This window comes from Viridibacillus sp. KH_047 (assembly GCF_057838945.1).
In genome coordinates, this window is sequence record NZ_CM174479.1 from 1049173 (window position 1) to 1069833 (window position 20661).

The 20661-nt window shown below is 35.7% G+C and carries 17 protein-coding genes; 12 read left to right on the forward strand and 5 right to left on the reverse strand.

Annotated elements, in window-relative coordinates; all coding sequences use genetic code 11:
• Positions 1-70 precede the first annotated feature (70 nt).
• The 3 genes from AC3IS5_RS05270 (at position 71) to pepF (ending at position 4421) form a co-directional block, all read left to right on the forward strand.
• Positions 71-1612, forward strand: coding sequence for an AMP-binding protein (locus tag AC3IS5_RS05270; RefSeq protein WP_489426865.1), 1542 nt, complete (start codon positions 71-73; stop codon positions 1610-1612).
• Positions 1613-1627: 15 nt separating this feature from the next.
• Positions 1628-2404, forward strand: coding sequence for an enoyl-CoA hydratase/isomerase family protein (locus tag AC3IS5_RS05275; protein ID WP_489426866.1), 777 nt, complete (start codon positions 1628-1630; stop codon positions 2402-2404).
• Between the two features lie 217 nt (positions 2405-2621).
• Positions 2622-4421: an oligoendopeptidase F gene (gene pepF, locus AC3IS5_RS05280; RefSeq protein ID WP_489426867.1), complete on the forward strand. Its 1800-nt coding sequence runs from the start codon at positions 2622-2624 to the stop codon at positions 4419-4421.
• Between the two features lie 148 nt (positions 4422-4569).
• Here pepF and AC3IS5_RS05285 read toward each other — a convergent pair whose 3' ends face one another.
• Positions 4570-5025, reverse strand: coding sequence for an ImmA/IrrE family metallo-endopeptidase (locus AC3IS5_RS05285; protein WP_489426868.1), 456 nt, complete (start codon positions 5023-5025; stop codon positions 4570-4572).
• 9 nt (positions 5026-5034) lie between these two features.
• On the reverse strand, positions 5035-5394 hold the full coding sequence (locus tag AC3IS5_RS05290; RefSeq protein ID WP_489426869.1) for a helix-turn-helix domain-containing protein: 360 nt from the start codon (positions 5392-5394) through the stop codon (positions 5035-5037).
• A 278-nt stretch (positions 5395-5672) separates the two neighbouring features.
• On the opposite strand from AC3IS5_RS05290, the gene AC3IS5_RS05295 reads away from it, so the two are divergent.
• On the forward strand, positions 5673-6296 hold the full coding sequence (locus AC3IS5_RS05295; protein ID WP_489426870.1) for a hypothetical protein: 624 nt from the start codon (positions 5673-5675) through the stop codon (positions 6294-6296).
• A gap of 402 nt (positions 6297-6698) precedes the next feature.
• On the opposite strand, the gene AC3IS5_RS05300 is transcribed toward AC3IS5_RS05295, so the two are convergent.
• The gene (locus AC3IS5_RS05300; protein ID WP_489426871.1) at positions 6699-6983 is read right to left on the reverse strand and encodes a hypothetical protein; all 285 of its coding nucleotides are present in this window, start codon (positions 6981-6983) and stop codon (positions 6699-6701) included.
• A gap of 251 nt (positions 6984-7234) precedes the next feature.
• On the opposite strand from AC3IS5_RS05300, the gene AC3IS5_RS05305 reads away from it, so the two are divergent.
• The 4 genes from AC3IS5_RS05305 (at position 7235) to AC3IS5_RS05320 (ending at position 12890) form a co-directional block, all read left to right on the forward strand.
• Positions 7235-7924, forward strand: coding sequence for an N-acetylmuramoyl-L-alanine amidase (locus AC3IS5_RS05305; RefSeq protein ID WP_489426872.1), 690 nt, complete (start codon positions 7235-7237; stop codon positions 7922-7924).
• A gap of 219 nt (positions 7925-8143) precedes the next feature.
• Entirely contained in the window at positions 8144-8842 is a 699-nt protein-coding gene (locus AC3IS5_RS05310; RefSeq protein WP_489426873.1) for a glycosyltransferase, read from the forward strand.
• A 425-nt stretch (positions 8843-9267) separates the two neighbouring features.
• The gene (dacB, locus tag AC3IS5_RS05315; protein WP_489426874.1) at positions 9268-10731 is read left to right on the forward strand and encodes a D-alanyl-D-alanine carboxypeptidase/D-alanyl-D-alanine endopeptidase; all 1464 of its coding nucleotides are present in this window, start codon (positions 9268-9270) and stop codon (positions 10729-10731) included.
• Positions 10732-10874: 143 nt separating this feature from the next.
• Positions 10875-12890, forward strand: a complete 2016-nt coding sequence (locus tag AC3IS5_RS05320) for a catalase (protein ID WP_489427819.1) — start codon at positions 10875-10877, stop codon at positions 12888-12890.
• Positions 12891-13360: 470 nt separating this feature from the next.
• Here AC3IS5_RS05320 and gltS read toward each other — a convergent pair whose 3' ends face one another.
• Positions 13361-14542, reverse strand: a complete 1182-nt coding sequence (gene gltS, locus AC3IS5_RS05325) for a sodium/glutamate symporter (RefSeq protein ID WP_489426875.1) — start codon at positions 14540-14542, stop codon at positions 13361-13363.
• A complete protein-coding gene (hutG, locus tag AC3IS5_RS05330; RefSeq protein WP_489426876.1) occupies positions 14536-15504 on the reverse strand; it encodes a formimidoylglutamase in 969 nt (322 codons plus the stop codon). Before hutG ends, gltS begins: the two co-directional genes overlap by 7 nt.
• 132 nt (positions 15505-15636) lie before the next feature.
• On the opposite strand from hutG, the gene AC3IS5_RS05335 reads away from it, so the two are divergent.
• The 4 genes from AC3IS5_RS05335 (at position 15637) to clpX (ending at position 20621) form a co-directional block, all read left to right on the forward strand.
• Positions 15637-16524, forward strand: a complete 888-nt coding sequence (locus AC3IS5_RS05335) for a LysR family transcriptional regulator (RefSeq protein WP_489426877.1) — start codon at positions 15637-15639, stop codon at positions 16522-16524.
• Positions 16525-16769: 245 nt separating this feature from the next.
• A complete protein-coding gene (locus AC3IS5_RS05340) occupies positions 16770-17765 on the forward strand; it encodes a tetratricopeptide repeat protein (RefSeq protein ID WP_489426878.1) in 996 nt (331 codons plus the stop codon).
• Positions 17766-17870: 105 nt separating this feature from the next.
• Positions 17871-19157 carry a trigger factor gene (gene tig / locus AC3IS5_RS05345; protein ID WP_489426879.1) on the forward strand — a complete coding sequence of 429 codons (1287 nt, stop codon included), beginning with the start codon at positions 17871-17873 and terminating at the stop codon, positions 19155-19157.
• Positions 19158-19352: 195 nt separating this feature from the next.
• Positions 19353-20621 (forward strand): ATP-dependent protease ATP-binding subunit ClpX, encoded by a 1269-nt coding sequence (clpX, locus tag AC3IS5_RS05350; RefSeq protein WP_489426880.1) that lies wholly within the window; start codon positions 19353-19355, stop codon positions 20619-20621.
• Positions 20622-20661: the final 40 nt, after the last annotated feature.

Below are 20661 nucleotides of genomic sequence, written 5' to 3' on the forward strand. Positions count from 1 at the left end.
TCTGGAAATTGTATTAATAGAAATCCTCCATTCTTTTTGTTTTAGAGAACAGGGAAAGGGGATAAAAGTTGTGTATCATATAAATCAATTATTAGATTACCATGCTAATCATACACCAAATAAAGAGTATTTATATACGAGCAGTGAGGCTTTGATCTATCAAGATCTATTTGAACGCGTAAACGCTTTAGCTTTCTCATTTAACTCACTTGGTGTTACTAAAGGTGATAGGGTTGCATTGTATCTTCGAAATAAGCCGGAATTTCTATATACTTGGCTAGCTCTAAATCGTATAGGTGCAATTATGGTACCCATCAACACGTCATTATTAAAAAAAGAAGTTTCTTTTATCTTAAACGATAGTAAAGTAGTAGGGTTAGTTGGAGAAGAAGGTGTTATTAAGGATGTCCTAGATCCAGCTGTATCAGAATGTCAGTCCATACGATTTAAGATTACTACAGGTGTATCTAGAAATGGATGGATTTCCATGGACAGTCTATTGGTCAAAACAGGGCGTGTGGAATATGAAATACCTGACGAAAACGATTTGGCTTCCATTTTGTATACGTCGGGAACTACTGGTAATCCAAAAGGAGTCATGTGCCCACATAGATATTACTTTTATTTGGCAAAGTCCGCAGTTGAGGCAGTGAAGTTTACTGAAACAGATCGGCTGTTAACCTACTTACCTCTCTTTCATATGAACGCTCAAGTACTAACAGTAACAGCATCCCTCATTTCAGGTTCGAGTATAGTACTTTTAGATAGATTTCAACCAGACTTGTTTTGGCAAGAGATAGACAAGTTTAAAGCAACCGTTTTTTATTATTTAGGCTCAATTTTACCATCACTATTAAAATTGACCGTCTCTGGAGAGGAAAAGCATAATACGCTTCGATTAGCTGTGGGTGCACAGGCAGACCCCCAAAAAATAGAAGAATATGAAAACAGATGGAGTTTGGAAATGATTGAGTTGTTCGGCATGACAGAAGGTGCTGGAACAATTAACCGTGTCGGAAATCGTAAAATTGGTTCATGTGGAAAATCATTCGAAAACCATGAAATCATGATTGTGGATGAATCAGGGAGCCCTCAATCGCCGCTCGATTCAGGGGAAATCATTTTTACGGGTCCATCACTGACACTGGGGTACTGGAATAATACAGAGGAAACTAAAAAGGCCTATCGTAATGGATGGATGTATTCAGGTGATATAGGATATATGGATGCGGACGGATATTTGTATTTTCTAGACAGAAAAAAAGATATCATCCGACGCAATGGTGAAAATATATCTTCGGCGGAAATAGAACAAGTCTTATTAACACATCCTGAAATAATGGAAGTAGCTGCTATCCCGATTCCAGATGACCATTGTGGTGAAGAAATTAAAGTCTTTATTGTCACAAAACCCGGATTGCATTTACAACCAGAAAAAATCATCGAGTGGTGTGAATCTATTATGGCAAAATATAAAATCCCACGTTTCATTGAATTTCGAGAAAGCTTACCTAAAACAGCAACTCAAAAAATTCAGAAATCATTGTTGAAAAATGAAAATAATGATTTCCGTTTAAATACATGGGATCGGCGAAATAAAATCACTGAATGAAGCGGAGGAATAATTATGATGGAACCTGTCTTATTTGAGAAAAAAGGTGCTAAAGCATATATTACGTTTAACAGACCTGAAGCGATGAATTCAATGACACCAGAGGGTTTTCAATTGCTTGCAGAATACTTTAAAGAGGCACAGGCAGACAAAGATATTCGAGTCATTATTTTAACAGGCGCGGGTGACAAAGCTTTTTGCTCTGGTGCAGACTTAAAAAAGACTATTCCTCTTGTATCTGAAGGGAAACTCGATTTCCAGCTCTTAAACGAAGCTGTTTTAAAAAATGTGCCAATCTGGAAGCCCATCATTGCTGCCGTAAACGGTTATTGTTTAGCTGGAGGGACTGAAATTTTACAGGCGACAGATATTCGTATTGCAAGTGACAATGCAATATTTGGCTTACCTGAACCAAAATGGTCGATTATGGCAGCCGCAGGTTCACTCGTACGCTTAGCTAGACAAATCCCTTATTGCCAAGCTATGGAAATTTTATTAACCGGTGAACAACTTACAGCGGAGAAAGCTGAAAAAATTGGCCTCATAAATAAAGTTGTTCCAAAAGAAGAGTTAATGAATGAAGTGGAAAGATATGCTGATATTATATGTCAGAATGGCCCGCTTGCAATTCAAAACACAAAAAAGGCAGTAATTCAGCTATTGAATTTACCCATAGAAGAAGCATTCGAAAAAGAAGCCTCTTATGCCAAAGAAGTTTTCGAAAGTTCTGATGCTAAAGAAGGCGTTACGGCATTCGCTGAAAAAAGGGAACCACAATTTAAAGGATTTTAATAGTAAAATCTGCCTCTTCAACCTTGAAGGCTTTAAACAAAGAAGTATAATTACTACGGAAAATGTTTCAGGAATAACCACCTGAAGCATTTTTTGTTCGTCTTTTATTTTTCTAGCTACATATTATAAGCAAGAATTAAATGAAAGAATCTTCAAGTTATACCATCTGGTGTGTTTTATATATAATGGAGATAATACTCAAAAAGGGGGACTGAAAATGACACAATATCAATCAAGAGCAGATGTGAAGGTTGAAGAAACATGGAATCTCCAACATATTTACCCGAATATGAAGGAATGGGAGCAAGATTTTCAATCAGTTCTGAAGGATACTGAAAAACTAAAGCAATTTGATGGGAACATCAATAATGCGCAGTCACTTTACGATTATTTAACTTTAAGTGAGATGCTTGGCTCTAAGTATAGGAAGTTATATGCATATGCAATGCTTCAATTAGACTTAGACACAAGAGTACCAACATCACAAGCTTTAGTGGATCGCTCTAGTCAATTAGGGCAAAAAATAAGTAGTGCCACTTCATTTTTTATGCCGTTTTTATTAAGTCTTGAGGAAGATAAACTGAAATCCTACATACAAGAGATTGAGGGGCTACGCTATTTCGAAGATGATTTATTAGAGTCATATCGATATAAGGCACATGTACTGAATAAAGATCAAGAAGCGATTTTATCTCAGCTTGGAGAAGCGCTTTCTTCCCCGCAAAAGACGTTTGGTATGATTAATAATGCCGATATCAAGTTTGGTACCGTTACAAACGATGAGGGGCAAAGTGTTGAGCTTACTCGTGGTATGTACAGCAAATTGATGGAAGACTCAAATCGCGACAAACGAAAAGAAGCATATAAAGCGTATTATCAGCCATATGTGCAAATGCAAAATACAATCGCCAGTACATTGTCATCAGCTATTAAAAACAACGTGACGCTTGCCAAAACAAGGAATTATCCATCAGCCCTTGAGAAGTCGTTGTTCTCAGATGAAGTACCGATCGAAGTTTATGAAAATCTAATTGCAGCTACAAAAGCAAACATTCAGCCGATGTATGACTATATGAATCTTCGTAAACAAATCTTAGGTGTTGATGAGCTTCGTGCTTATGATTTAAGCGTGCCACTCGTCCAAGAGGCGAAAGAGGAGATTTCCTATGATGAAGCATTTTCAATCATGCTTGAAGCACTTAAGCCGCTTGGTGACGATTATGTATCTACTCTTGCTGATTTCAAGAAAAATCGCTATTACGATGTAAGGGAAACGCCTGGAAAACGTTCGGGAGCTTATAATATGGGTTTATACGGTGTACACCCATTTGTACTTCTTAATCATCGAGATGATTTAGATAGCTTATTTACGCTTGCCCATGAATCCGGACATGCGATGCATTCTTTTTATAGTTCAAAATATCAGCCACAAATTAGTGCGGGATACTCCATTTTCGTTGCAGAGGTTGCTTCAACTGTTAATGAAATTCTGTTGATTCGCTACCTATTAAAAACAACTACCGATGAAAATAAGAAGAAATACCTTTTAAATCATTTTATTGATAGCTTTAAAGGTACGTTTTTCACACAGGTCATGTTTGGTGAATTCGAGAAAATCACCCATGAGAAAGCTGAAAATGATGAACCATTAAATACTGAAGCTTTTAATACGGTTTATGAAAAGATTTTCCGTGAATACAATGGCGAGGATCTTGTTTTTGATGAAGAGGTGAAGTACGGCTGGTCACGTATTCCTCATTTCTATCGTCCTTTCTATGTATACAAATATGCGACTGGCTATGCATCTGCAATCGATATTGCAGATCGAATTTTATCTGGTGAAGAGGGCACTCTTGAAAACTACTTGAACTTCCTAAAAAGCGGTAGCTCCGAGTATCCGCTTGAATTATTGAAGAAAACCGGCGTGGATCTCACAAAACCAGAACCAATTGAAAATGCATTAAAGATATTTAGTGAGCTTGTTGAAGAATTCGGTGGGTTGTATCAACAAAAATAGATGTGTGATAAATGAAATAGATAGTCTTTAACAAGAGAACAGTTACATTAACTTGTAACTGTTCTTTCTTTTTTGATATTTCTTGTGCAGTATCAAAAAACAATTCTTGTGCAGTTATCAAGAATTGAAACGTATGTTCTTTTTACGGTTAAAAAAAATCCCTTTCAATATTCAAAGGATCAAAAAATATACGATAGCCATTATAAATGGTCGATAAGCCATATCGTTGTCGATACCTATCTATAGCGCAATATAAGTATTGCGGGGTTATTTCTAGGTACGTGCAAATGTCATCTTCAGTTCTTTGATCAGCAACATAGCATTCAATTAGTTTGTCTAAGGAAACGATCTTTTCATATCCCCATCTTCTTGCTGTAAGTTCTAATTTTTGATTGCTAACACTTTCTAAATTCGTAATGTCTCCGTAAGTTGTTTCATAATGCCCAATCTCTTCTGCTAAAACACAATGTTTTTCGTAAAGGCTTAATCGTTTATTTATAATGATTTGATGGTCTATATAAAGTCCAGATAACCCTTTTGGCATTAACAAGGATTCTGTGAATGTTAAGTGCTTATATTGAGACATAAGTGTTTCGTATAACATAAATTCACCTCAATTTTTACGTTGCGATTTTATAAAGTCTATGTAGTTCTTAATAACCTCCATTTCTTCTTCTGTTACATCATCATCTATATGTGCTGCAATAGTTTCAATCGTTTTTTCTTTTATGGATAATTCTTTTTTAGTTGAAAATGAAGGATCAATTCTTGATTTTTCAACATTTAAGGCAGTAGCCATTTTCTCTACATTGCTAATATTAATGAGCGTTTTACAATTTAAATAATCAGAAAGAGTACTTTTTGATATACCAGATAACTCACTAAGTTTGATTTGATTTAAATCGTTTATTTTCAGTAGCTCTTTAATATTCTTGGCAATCTCCTTTTTGAGAGGTAAATCCCTGTCAAACATATTATTTCCTCCAATTACCTAAAATAGTTAAATTAATCATAATCGAATATACCATTATGTGCAATTAAAAATCCGGGAATAATCGGAAATATAATAAAAAATTAGAAATTAATCGTTTTACAATCCGGGAAAATTCGGATAATATACAACTAATAGAAATAGTGAATTGCAGGAAGCATACTAACCTAACCTTATTGGGATAATAGATGGAGCTACTCAATTCGTAATTGGCAACTTTTTATAAACACTTGTAACTAATACATTTGGGAGGTAGTAGTATGAAGCGATTTAAACTTTTAGCAAATATGGATGTTATAGAAAAAGAGATACATGGAGAAGAGGATGAAATAATTCATCACAAAGGGAAGCTATTATGCAAAGTATCTCGAAAAGCTAAAGTTGGCGACTATGTTCGTTTCCATAACCTACACCGTTCATATGGATTTAAAGAAAATACGATAAACGGGAAATTGTATAAAGTGTTCAAGTCAGGTGGGTATGAAGATGGGGGAGTGTACTTTGATGAGGAAGGTAATGAAAGAGATGTCCTTGGTTGGGATATAAATCAGAGTCCAGATGTGTTTGAAATATGTGGTGTATATGACCGGGCACCTTATAATTCTTCTGAAATTGTTCAAAATGAAAAAGAATTGTTAACCATAAATAAACTGCAGGCGATTGCAAACAGAGTACAACAACTTCAAGTGGATAAGGGAGTCTATCGACATCAGATAATCAATTATTATTTTGGATTTGAATGTGCGAGTATACAATTAACAGAAGATGCTTTTCTGTCTACTTTTTCGAATTACTCACAGGAAAATTATGATGGCCAAATTATGAAATTAACCTCCGTGATGAATGGGGTCGAATTTTTTTGTTTGCAAGAAAAACAGACTTAAAAATCAGAGAGATGAAAGATTATTATTTGCATATAACGATTATGAGTTAGATAGGAAATTAAACTAATGAATGAACTTGTAAATGAAAGTGAAAAGATCAATGTTTTTTTTTTCGAGAAGTTTTCCTATATGGAGAAAAGGGAGAAGAAATTTTTCTTCTCTTTTTTTATGATTTTAAGGATGCTTGGACATAGCAAATGAGAGCAGATAGGCTTGTCTTGATGAAAGTACCTATTAACTGGAAGTACACTTTGAAGGAGAAAAAATCTTGCAATGATTTTATTGAGCCAAGCATTTCTAAAGAATCATTGAGGAAGGATCTAATAGATTTCTACTAGCAAGACCCTTACCTCTATAGAAAAAAGAGTTAGTTTGGCATTGTAGAATGTATTAATTATTTTATTATTTTCTACGGTCCATTTGTGACATTTGATATGTTAAAAGATCAATTTGTTTTTGCATCTGTTCTAACTGTCTTGATTGTTCTTTGTGCAAATGTGACTGTTTGCGACCCAATCTTTGTTCTTCTTCTAATTCTTGCAACTCTGCTAATGCAGCAATAGTTATTAAAGCCTCACCAAACGTTACTATTGCAGCACCGATTACATGAAGTTTGGCGGGCTGATTTTCTGGTAATTCAAAACCATTTTCAAAGTGTTGTTTGCGATTATGATTATTTTCTTTCATTGTCAAACCTCCCCTTGGTTATTTTATGTTTTTTAAACAAGTCATGAAACTTGTCCATGCATTGTTTATGAAAATGAGGAACTTTAAATTCAGAAATAATCGAAGTCAACAAACCATTTTGCAAATAACTCAATAATAGTCATTATTAACCATTTATGGCGAAAAATAAAATAAGTATTTGATTTAGAACGTTTGTTCGTATATTATTGTGTTGTAAGTACTTACTAATAACAAACAAAGGGGATGTTAGTATGGTAAAAATCTTTATTGATCCAGGACATGGTGGGAGCGATTCAGGGGCTATGGGAAATGGAATTCAGGAAAAGGACATTACACTAAAAATTGGGACAAAGATTAGAGATATTCTTACAGCGGAATATAATAATGTATCGATTTTAATGTCTCGCTCAGGTGACTCATTTCCAAGTCTAACGGATCGTACGAATGCGGCAAATGCATGGGGAGCTGATTTCTTCCTCTCAGTTCATATTAACGCTGGTGGTGGGACTGGTTTTGAAAGTTATGTGTATCCAGGGGTTGGGGCACCCTCTACAACGTATCAAAATAATATTCACTTGGAAATTATGCAAGTGAATCAGTTAACGGACCGTGGCAAAAAACAATCAGATCTACATGTGTTACGCGAATCGAATATGCCTGCACTATTAACTGAGAATGGATTTATCGATACTTTAAGTGATGCTACTAAGATGAAAAATGATACGTGGATTACAAATGTAGCTCGTGGGCATGTGAATGGTTTAGTTAAATGCTTTAATCTACCAAAGAAGGACTCTGCAACTTATCATACAGTTGTTTCAGGTGATACAGTTTATTCATTGAGTGTAAAATACGGTAGTACAGTTGATCAAATCAAAACGTGGAATAATCTTGATAGCAACTACACGATTTATTTAGGACAAGTGTTAAGAGTGAAATAGCAAAAAAATATCATAAAAAGCACATCCAATAGGGTGTGCTTTTTACCTACTCAGGAAAGGTGGAGTCTAAACAATGGAGAAAATCGTAGAGGTCGACCATCTTTTAGAGCAGGGAGCCTTTTTGTTTACTAGCTAAGAATAATTCTAAAAAGTATTACCCTTAATCAGAAATCCATAGGGGCGTGCACTTTAATCAGTCGAAAAGCTCTTCTTGCAGGAGTGAATTTTAAACAGATTAAAAATCTCTCATTCTGGGGAGAAGATCGTCATTTTTGTATTAGTGCTGGTGCACTAGGATTATCCTTGCATGTAGATACACATGTACCTCCTTTGCATCTGTATCGCGAATCAGATTTGGAGCAAGTTGAAGCTTATAAAAAAAGTTGGGAAACACCTGGTAATCAAGTAGAGGTTGTAACTAAGGGAAAGCCAAAACTAACACTTTCTATGATAGTGAAAAATGAAAATGGTCGTTATCTCAAACAGGCACTTGAATCTCATCGGAAGTTTATCGATGAAGCTGTAATAATTGACGACGGGAGCACTGATGATAGTGTAGCAGTGTGTTTAGAGATTTTAAAGGACATTCCTGTTCGCATGGTAAAAAACGAAGAATCCAAATTTGGAAATGAAGTTGAACTTAGAAAACAGCAATGGGAGGAGACTATCAGTACGAATCCCGATTGGATTTTGAATCTAGATGCTGATGAAATTTTTGAGGATAAGTTCGCAGAAGAAGTGCATAAACTGCTGGAGCAGGATGAATTCGATCTTTATAGTTTTCGATTATATGACTTTTGGAATTTGACTCATTATAGAGAAGATGAATATTGGAAGGCTCATCTATATTATCGACCTTTTTTAGTTAGAAATCGTAAAGGCTTTGACTATACTTGGAAAGACACTCCTCAGCAATGAGGTCGTTATCCTCAAAACATATATAATTTGCCGAACAGTATTAGCCAGTTACGTTTAAAGCATTTAGGATGGGCCAATGAGCAAGAGCGTTTGCAAAAATTTGAGCGGTATAAAACTTTGGATCCCGGAGCTAAGTATGGCGATATTAGGCAATACACCTCAATATTAGATGAAAACCCTAATTTGATTGAGTGACAAGAATAATCATTTAGAATAAGCGATTATTGATGCTTGGCGATTTGAAATGCAAAAAGTAGTTAATTTTAAATAGATTTTTATGTGGTCATTTTTTGGGGAATAATAAAACTGGAGTGAACTGCTTGAACCATGGAGAAAAGTGAGAATTGACGAAGAAAATACAGCATATACTAGTGGACCATTACGAAATTCACAAAAATTTTACATTGTAGAAAAGGGGGATAAGTATGCAAAGCAGGCTTTCTTTATTTGTGAAAGTATTCATGCTCATGGTTAGTTTTTTATTATTCGGCCAGACGATTGATGCTGGTACTCAGGATTTAAATCTATTAAGAGAAGATATTGAAAAGATTGTAAAGGAACAGCTTGACGGCGCAGAAGTGAGTATTTCCGTCCGGCAAAAGAACTCTGGGCGTTTGATCTATTCATACCAAGGTGGTCAAGCTATCAAACCAGCATCAAATATGAAATTGTTGACTTCAGCAGCCGCTTTAGATGTACTTGGAAATAATTATCAGTTTAAAACACAATTGTTTACGAACGGTAAGATTACAAATGGTTTTTTAAAGGGGGATCTGTACATAAGGGGTGAAGGGGACCCGACTTTAATGAAAGAAGATTTGGAACAGTTTGCAGGGAAGTTGAAAGCTAAAGGTGTCCATACTGTGGATGGACATTTGATTGGTGATGATACGTGGTTTGATAGTGAATTACTAACACCAGGTATTGTATGGGATGATGAACCGTATTATTACGCAGCTCCGATAACAGCATTAACAACTTCACCTAATACTGACTATGATACGGGAACTGTTATCGTGGATGTGTCGACTGAGTCAGTGGATACACCACCTACTGTTAAAGTCACACCTTATATTGGTGAAATGGAAATAATAAATAAAGCAAAGACAGTTAAAGAAACTGATGAGAACACATTGGATATTACGAGATTATACAAATCCAATCAAATTGTCATTAGTGGAAATTTGCCAATAGGTAAAACGGGGCGAGAGTGGATTACAGTAAAAAATCCGACCATACACACACTATCTTTGTTTCAATCAGTATTAGAAGAAGCTGGCATCCAATTTATAAATGGTCATACGCTTAAAGTAATGAAGACGCCTAAAAAGGCTACTTTGCTGGTTGAAAAAAGATCAATGCCAATAAAAGAGATTATGATTCCATATATGAAACTTAGTAATAATGGGATTGCCGATATTTTAGTGAAAACAATGGGGCAAGTTGAAAAGCGTGATGGAAGCACAAAAGCTGGTTTAAAAGTTGTAAAATCGTACGGCAAATCATTGAAACTTGATATGAAAGCATGGGACTTTGAAGATGGTTCAGGCATGTCTCATAAGAATAGTGTATCTAGCAATGCATTAACGGATATGCTTTACAAAGTTCAAAAAGAGAAAAGCTGGTACCAAACGTATTATACTAGTTTACCTGTAGCGGCAAATGCTGAACGAATGGTAGGAGGTTCGTTGCGTAATCGTTTTAAAGACCCATTAACAGCTGGCAAGGTTATTGCAAAAACAGGTTCTCTCAATGCAGTCAATACACTAAGCGGATATGTGCAAGCAGATAGCGGTGAGTGGTACATTTTTAGCGTCCTTGTACAAAATAAGGAAGACACCATTCCAGCCATTGATAAAATAGTAACTACTATGGCAAAAGAATTATAACAAAGGCACCTTCTAAAGCAGTTTTTAATCCTTTAGAAGGTGCTTTTGTGTGTATTTTATTTTTATCTAGTTTTACTACTAATGAAAAAAACACGTGCATAGAGTATGGATGAGGTGGTTTTTTGAAAAATAATAACGACAAGATGGATAAGAAAGAACAGCAACTCCAGCAGTTTGTCCGTGAAAACAAAGGGAAAATCATGACGTCAAATGAAGGCGCGAAAGTCTCCAATGATGAAGACTCGTTAAAAGCGGGGGACAGAGGTCCGACACTAATTGAAGATTTCCTTTTCCGTGAAAAGATGTCTCATTTTGATCGAGAACGCATTCCGGAAAGAGTTGTGCATGCACGTGGATACGGAGCGTATGGTGAATTTGAATTGTATGAGTCACTTGAAGAATTAACAATGGCTAAATTCCTTAATGATCCTGCTGTCAAAACGCCATTATTCATACGTTTTTCACAAGTGGCAGGTTCTAGAGGAGTAAATGAAACGAATCGAGATGTTCGTGGTTTTGCAACGAAATTTTATACAGAAGAAGGTAATTTCGATTTAGTAGGCAACAACATTCCGGTGTTTTTCATCCAAGATAGTATTAAGTTCCCTGATCTAATTCATGCAGTTAAACCAGAGCCTAATAATGAAATTCCTCAAGGGCAGACAGCGCACGATACATTCTGGGATTTCATAGCAAATAATCAGGAGTCTGCTCATATGGCAATGTGGATTATGAGTGATAGAACCATTCCTAGAAGTTTCCGAATGATGCAAGGATTTGGCGTGCACGCATTCCGATTCGTTAATAAGCATGGTAAATCTCGTTTTGTGAAATTTCATATAAAGCCAGTACTAGGCTTGCGCTCACTCATTTGGGATGAGGCACAGAAGTTAGGTGGGGCAGATGCAGACTATCATAGAAGAGATCTATGGGAAAATATAGAACAAGGTAATTTTGCGGAATATGAACTTGGTATTCAAGTGTTGGAAGAGGAAGATGAATTTAAATTTGATTTTGATATATTAGACTCCACTAAATTATGGCCAGAAGAAGATATACCAATTAGAATGATTGGGAAAATTACCTTGAATCGAAATGTTGATAATGTATTTGCTGAAACTGAGCAAGTCGCTTTGCATCCTGGAAATATTGTTCGAGGTATTGACTTTACTAATGATCCACTATTGCAAGGTCGACTATTTTCTTATTCTGATACACAGTTTTATCGAGTAGGAACGAATCATCAAGAGTTGCCGATTAATCGTCCGGTTTGTCCTTTTAATAATAATCAGCGTGATGGTGCTTCTCGCTATATCATCGACAAAGATCGAATTGCTTACCATAAAAACTCATTAGCAGATAATACACCTTACACAGTGCCAGGTTCAAAAGGTGGTTTTGTCACTTATCCTTCATTAGTAGATGGAAGGAAAATGAGAGAGACAGCGGAAAGTTTCGAAGATCACTTCTCACAAGCACGCATGTTTTGGAATAGCATGACACCGGTGGAAAAAGAGCATATTATGCAAGCTTTTAGCTTTGAATTAGGTAAGGTACAAAGTGTCTCTGTAAGACAACAAGTTGTGAATATGCTAGGACATATTAGTACAGAGTTAGCGACGGTCGTTGCTACTGCATTAGGTGTAGAGGTTCCGAAAGTACCAGAATCCCAGGTGAAAAAGTCATCTCCAGCTTTAAGTCTATTTCATACTAAACTTTCACCAAAAACGCTAAAAGTAGGAGTTATCTTAGATGGTGGATTCAATGGTAAAGAAACAAATTATTTATTAGAGCAGTGGAAAAAAGTTGGACTTCAACCAGTCATTGTTCATGACGAATTAGGTGTAGTGAAAGGTACTGACGGTATAGAATTAAAAGTAGATCAAAGTTTTTTAACAGGTTCGCCTTTACTTTATGATGGTTTGTATGTGGGAGTAAGTCCGAATGCAAACGAAAACTTCTTATGGAAAACAAAGTCATTTGTAATAGATATGTATAATCATTTCAAACCAATTGGTGCTTCAGAAGCGGCTGCGACAATTTTAGAGTCGCTTGGAATTTTAGGAAAGCCGGGTGTATTAGTAGATCAAAATCCGCAAACCTTCTCTAAGGAATTTATAGAAGCGATGACTATTCAACGTTTCTGGCAACGAGTGTGAAAATAAAAGTGAAAGATTAAAGGGAATCCTTAATTTAAAGGATTTCCTTTTCTGTTTATAGGCATTTGTCACGCATTGTTACTATTAGCATAAAATACGATGAAGCGAATTATTTAAAGAATAGAGGTTTTTGATTAATGGCTATTTCTTATATGGATTTTACACAACCGAATGTAGAATTCTTTTTTGATAAAAATAAAAACAGATTACGTAATAATGAAAATTTTATTAATAGTTTAGGGAGTTATGGGGGAGGACATTGATCATACTTTGCATGTTGTTCGTGTACAGGGCTAGGAATTTTTTAATAAACATAGGGAATAAAGGACAACATCGAAAGAAAGTGAAATTCACTAGGTCGCTAAGTAAGGTGCCTTTATGCTTTTTTTAGAAGCTCTTCTTTTTAAATTTCATCCGCCTAATGTAAAACAACAGGACCGTCATCCAAGTGGATAACGGTCCTGTTGTTTTTATTTGAATAGATTAATGGTAGTGATAATGATAGGTATTGCAAAGACATCAATTAAAAATGCGCCAACGATTGGTACGATTAAAAATGCTTTGCGAGATGGTCCGAAACGGTTTACAACGGCTGACATATTGGCCATTGCATTTGGTGTTGCACCTAGTCCATGTCCGGCAAAACCTGCAACCATAACAGCAGCATCGTAGTTTTTTCCAAGGATGCGGAATAACACGAAGATGCTAAATACGACGATAAATAATACTTGAACAAATACTATTGCAAATAATGGTAATGCTAAATCTGCAATTTCCCAAAGTTTAACACTCATTAATGCCATTGATAGGAAGACTCCTAATGCTACGTCACCGATTAAGTTAACACTCTTCATATGTACAGAGTGTGGTTTTATTTTGTCTAATACATTTCGTACAATGACAGCGGCAAACATAGCGCCAACATACCCAGGAAGTACAAAACCTGTAGCTTCTGAGAATAGTGTTCCCAGATATGTACCGGCTGACATACAGAATGTAATGATAAACACTTGGAATAAAAAAGATTCAGAAGTAATTGGATAGTCATCATCCTCATGGCTAGCAACTTCCTCTTCATCTGCAGGTTTCAAGTCGTGTTTAGTGATTAGATATTTTACAATCGGACCACCGATGATACCACCTGCTACCAGACCACATGTTGCAGCAGCAGCGCCAATAGTCAACGCTGAGGAAATTCCAAGATCCTCTAATGTTTGTCCGAACGCAGCAGCAGAACCATGTCCACCTTCCATTGATACAGCTCCAGCCATCATGCCGATTAGAGGATCGATGCCAAATAATGATGCAAGTGAGACACCGATTACATTTTGCATAAGCGCTAAAAAGCCACAAGCTAGCCAATAAACGATTAAAATTTTCCCGCCAAGCTTTATTAATTTAAAGCTAGCACCTAAACCAACTGTCGTGAAAAAAGTAACCATAAATAAACTTTGTAAAGAAGTATCTAGTGAAATTTCTAAAATGCCTGTTGCCTGTAAAATAGTTGTAAGTGCTGCGAAAATTAAGCCACCAACAACAGGTGCAGGTATACAAAAACGTTGTAAAATACCTATTTTTTTAATGAGGAAACTACCTAAAGTTAATAGTGCAACCGCTAAAAAGACAGTTGTAATTTGATTTATTTCTAACATCTACCATACCCCTTTTTAAAAGAAACTATCGCTTCGTTGACGAAATACGCTCCTAATTTTGTTGTTCTTCCCCTTTCGTCTAACGATGGATTTACTTCACAAATATCAAATGACACCGTTTTATCATGACTTGTCACAAATTGAATTATAGAACGTACAATTTGTGGAGATAAGCCAAATGGAGAAGGTGCACTAACACCAGGTGCAAATGCAGCGTTCAATACATCCGTACATAGTGTTAGCAACACTGCGTCATGGTTATCCATAAATTCTTGTAACTCACTTTTATAAAGTTGAGATGTGTCAGTAATTAATTCATCTTCATAAATGTAGTGGACACCAAGTTCATCAGCTTTTTCGAATAATTCCATTGTATTGCCATAACGTTGAATACCAAGTACAAAATAGCTAGCATTCGTATCTTGTTCTAAAATTTGTCGGAACATCGTACCAGATGATGGCTCAACTTCATATGAGCGTAAGTCAAAATGCGCATCAATATTGATTATACCGAGTTTTTTATCTAGTCCAATCGCTTCTCTAATGCCTAAATAATGACCATATAGAGTTTCGTGACCTCCTCCGAGCACGATACACTTAGATTTAGAATTCAAAATATTAGTGACAGCTTTCCCTAATTCAATTTGAGCTTCTTCAAGATGTGTACCTTTACATGCAATATTACCAGCATCCTGTAATTTATTTTCAGTTGGCAGTACCCAAGGCAAACTTGATAATGAGGATCTAATAGCATTAGGAGCAGCAGCTGCGCCAAGACGACCTTGATTTCTTCTTACGCCTTCTTCGCATTCAAAGCCAATAATAGTTGAAGTCGGAGTTGTACTTTCCTTAATTTCCTGAATATTAATTGGTTCAACCACTTGATGATATCGAAAACTTACTCTGTTTGTCGGATGGTCTAAACGTCCTTGCCATTGTTTTTTAGTAATCTTTGTATACATATATTTCACCTCAACGTTTAGAATAATGAAAATTGATTGTATAATAATTATATATTTCATTAATTATAATTTCTAATATATAATTATTATAAAATAATAGTTAAAAACTATAAGTGGAGAGAGATAATTAGTATGGATTTAAAACGATTATATTATTTCATCACAATTGTAAATAATAAAAGTTATTCTAAAGCAGCTGAAAAACTACATATTTCGCAACCTTCTTTAAGTAATGCAGTAAAGAAGCTAGAACATGAAGTTGGAGCACCTTTACTTGAAAGAAGTACTCGGAAATTTGTATTAACGGATGCCGGTGAATTGCTATATACAAGAGCTACTATCATGTTATCTCAAATGGATATCATGAATAAAGAAATGAAGGAAGTAATAGCTGGAGGAAAAGGTGAAATTGTACTGGGTATTATTGAATCACTAAAGACTTGGTTGCCAAATTTAATTTATACCTATAAACAAAGCTATCCAGCAATGGTATTTAAGCTTTTTGATGTGCTAAGTGATGAGCATGTTAAGCACTCTCTTCAAACATATAAATCACATGCAATCATTACGAATCAATTGATTTATGATGAGGATATTGAATCGATTCCACTTTATAAGGAACGATTAGTAGCTGTGTTGCCTCAAGGACATCCACTAACAAAAAAAGCTAATTTGAGTTTAGCTGATTTAGAGCATGAATCATTCATTGTTAGTACAGAAGGTTTTCAAACACGAGTAGATATTATAAATGCCTTCAAAGTTGAGCAATTAAAGTTAAACATTCAATTTGAGATAGAGCGTATTGAAACAGCAGTTTCTTTAGTAAGAAATAATTTAGGGGTTACAATTGTCCCTGAAAATTATGTTATGGAACCAATTGATGAGACAGTTGTTCAAAGACCGATTGTTCACCCTACCCTTGAAAGAACGGTCTATCTAGCATATATGAAAAATCGTCACTTACCAATAGCGATACAACGCTTTTTACAGTCAGTTGAGCAGCATTTTGCAGCCGATTAATCCTAGGTAGGTATACCTTGGGGAGAATCTTCGGTTATATAGCAAAGAAGACGGTTATAATGGGAGAAAGTCACCTTTCTTACTCAGTGATACGTAGAGTTTCTACCTATATATACATTGGAAGTGAATCCCTTTTATTGAACTTGTCGTTTCAATCTTTCACTATCTAGTAGGATATAAGGGTGTGTAAAATGTTTTTGTCTATATGCAAATTATGATAAAATAGAGTGGGAGAGTGAGCACACTTGCGAAAAAAACGACACAATATTTTAAAACAAGATAATGTCATTGTGTTTCCTGGAACTATAAATAAACTAATAGCTGATGGACATCACTTTGCAGAGCATTATCAATATGACTTAGCTGTGCAAGCTCTTAGTGAAGCATTGCAGTATACTGAAGGCGATGAAAGTACGCTTAGTGTATATGCTTTCTCCTTATATGAAATACGAAATTTTGAAAAAGCGAAAGAGGCATGTGAGAAATTACTCGCGATAGGTCCTCATAAATACATAGAAGCGATGGAGTTATATCTCACTGTCTGCATGGAATTGAAAGAGTTCAATCAGGTAGAGGAATTAATCAGATCGTTACTTGAAGAACAAGTCATTCCTGAGGAATCAATTCCTAAGTTTATTCGCTTGCAAGAACTTAATGCACGTATAGCAGAGAATCTAATTCAGACAGATGAGCCGGTTGTCGATCTGAAGATTGATAGTACAGAGTTACAACCAAATCATTTTTTCTCTTTATCTTATATGAAACAGTTTCAAGTATTGCAGAGTATTCGACAGGTTAATATTCGTCATATAAAAGAGGAAATTGTAGCCATTATCGAAGATGACCGAATCCATCCCTTACTTCAAAGTGAGGCATTGTTATTGCTAGTAAATCAACAAGTTGATACAACAGTGAAGGTTACAAAATTCAATGTTCAGTGTACGGTTAATCCATCTGAGTTAGCAGAACCATCTGCCTTACCAGTAACAAAAGCAGTCTTGGCAATTGTTGAAGATAAGCTACAGCAAGAACCATCGGCATTAGATATGGTACAATATTTGATACAACGACATATTGTCGTAACTTATCCATTTGAATGGTTCGATTATGAAGTTAGGGAAATAGCGGATGGCTACGTAGATTTTGTACATGCAATGTTCGGAGAAGTAAAGGAAACTGATTATGACTTGATGGACTTTTTCCACAAGCTTGAGCAACTTTCTGAACTGCCTGACGTATGAAATAAGTTGAAAGTATAGCTATCTATGATATACTAAAATGGTTGTCAAAATCGTAAAAACGAATGAATTGTCTAACATTTGAAATTATTTTTGGAGGTAGAATAAATGTCAGTAAAATGGGAAAAACAAGAAGGAAATACTGGATTATTAACAGTAGAAGTATCTGCTGAAAAAGTAAATGAAGCTTTAGATCAAGCTTTCAAAAAAGTAGTAAAACAAATTAACGTACCGGGCTTCCGTAAAGGTAAAATGCCTCGTCAAATGTTCGAACAACGCTTTGGTGTTGAATCATTATACCAAGATGCATTAGAAATCTTAGTAAATGGTAACTATCCATTAGCTCTTGATGAAGCTGGAGTAGAACCAGTTGATCAACCAGAAATCGACTTCGAAGCAATCAATAAAAACGAAGCGTTCACATTCACAGCGAAAGTAACTGTTCGCCCAGAAGTAACTCTTGGTGACTATAAAGGTTTAGAAGTGACTAAACAAGACACTGCTGTAACTGATGAAGAAATTGAAGCTCAATTAAAAGAACAACAAGAACGTCTAGCTGAGCTAGTTGTTAAAGAAGATCAAGCAATCGTAACTGGTGATACTGCAGTAATCGATTTCGAAGGTTTCGTCGATGGCGAAGCATTCGAAGGCGGAAAAGGCGACAACTACTCACTTGAAATCGGTTCTGGTTCATTCATTCCAGGATTTGAAGAACAATTAGTAGGTGCTAAATCTGGCGAAGCTAAAGAAGTTGAAGTAACTTTCCCAGAAGAATACCATGCAGCTGAGTTAGCTGGTAAAAAAGCTACTTTCAAAGTAACTATTAACGAAGTTAAAGGTAAAGAACTTCCTGAGCTAAACGATGATCTTGCAAAAGAAATCGATAGCGAAGTTGAAGGTTTAGATGCTCTACGCACTAAACTAAAAGAAAAAACTGCAGCTGAAAAAGCAACTGCTTCTGAAACAGCTCTACGTGATGAACTAGTAGAAAAAGCAGCAACTAACGCTTCAATGGATATTCCAGAAGCTATGATTAACACTGAAATTGATCGTATGATGCAAGAATTCACTCAACGCCTTCAAATGCAAGGTATGAATCTTGATCTTTACTACCAATTCTCAGGTCAAGACGAAGCAGCTCTTCGTGGACAAATGAAAACTGACGCTGAAAGCCGCGTTCGTGTATCATTAGTTTTAGAAGCAATTGCTGAAGCAGAAAAAATCGAAGTAACTGAAGAAGATTTAACTGCTGAATTAGAAAAAATGTCTGCACAATTCGGTATGGATGCAGAACAAATTAAAACTGCTTTAGGTGGTACTCATGTTTTAGAACATGATATCAAAATCCAAAAAACAGTTGAGTTCATAGCTGATAACGCAAAAATTACTGAGTAATATTTAAATAGCACCATGAATTGATAGGACAAGGTACGTGGTTTTTAGCGTACCTTGTTTTATCACATACATAATTAGCACTTTGAATACATAGAGAGAATCAGAAAGCAAAGTGTTACAAGCTATACAAAATCATTATATTTGATAATGTTAACGTAATCTTGTAACATTATTGTTTGAATAGGGGTGAAATAATTGTTCAAATTTAATGACGAAAAAGGCAACTTAAAATGCTCATTCTGTGGCAAACCACAAGAACAAGTTCGTAAACTGGTTGCAGGACCAGGTGTATATATTTGTGATGAATGTATCGAGTTGTGTTCTGAAATCGTAGTTGAAGAACTAGGTACAGAAGAAGAAGTAGAACTAAAAGATATTCCGAAACCGAAAGAGATTCTTGCAATTTTGGATGATTATGTCATCGGTCAAGAGCGTGCAAAAAAAGCCCTATCTGTTGCAGTGTATAATCACTATAAACGTGTAAACTCAAACAGTGTAATTGACGATGTAGAACTTTCAAAATCAAATATCGTTTTAATCGGACCAACTGGTAGCGGTAAAACATTACTAGCCCAAACATTAGCGCGTATTATTGATGTACCGTTTGCTATTGCGGATGCTACATCTTTAACTGAAGCTGGTTATGTAGGTGAAGATGTTGAGAACATTCTACTTAAACTAATCCAATCAGCAGATTATGATATCGAACGTGCTGAAAAAGGGATTATTTATATTGATGAAATCGATAAAGTAGCCCGTAAATCAGAAAACCCATCGATTACACGTGATGTATCTGGTGAAGGTGTACAACAAGCGCTTCTGAAAATTTTAGAAGGCACAGTTGCTAGTGTTCCTCCACAAGGTGGACGTAAACACCCACATCAAGAATTTATCCAAATCGATACAACTAATATCTTATTCATTGTTGGTGGAGCATTCGACGGAATTGAATCTATCATAAAGCGTCGTTTAGGCCAAAAAGTAATTGGCTTCGGTTCGAATGGTAAGAAAGACGAACCTGAAGATAATAACTTGATGAAGTATTTAATCCCAGAAGATCTATTGAAATTTGGTTTAATTCCTGAATTTATTGGTCGTCTTCCGGTATTAGCAAGTCTAGAACAGCTAGATGCTGAAACGCTTGTTCAAATTTTAACTGAGCCTAAAAACGCGCTTTCTAAACAATATCAAAAAATGCTAGCTCTTGATGATGTTGAACTTGAGTTCGATCAAGATGCATTATTGGAAATTGCTAAAGAAGCAATCGAACGTAAAACAGGTGCTCGTGGTTTACGCTCAATTATTGAAAACATTATGTTAGATGTTATGTTTGAACTACCTTCTCGCGATGATATTGCAAAATGTATCATTACGAAAGAAACGATTACAGAAAAAGCTCGTCCAAAACTTCTACTTGAAGATGGAACTGAGTTGAAATCAGACAGCGAAAAAACATCTGCTTAATAACTGATTGAAAAGCTGGCTTCGAAAAAGTGCCAATCAG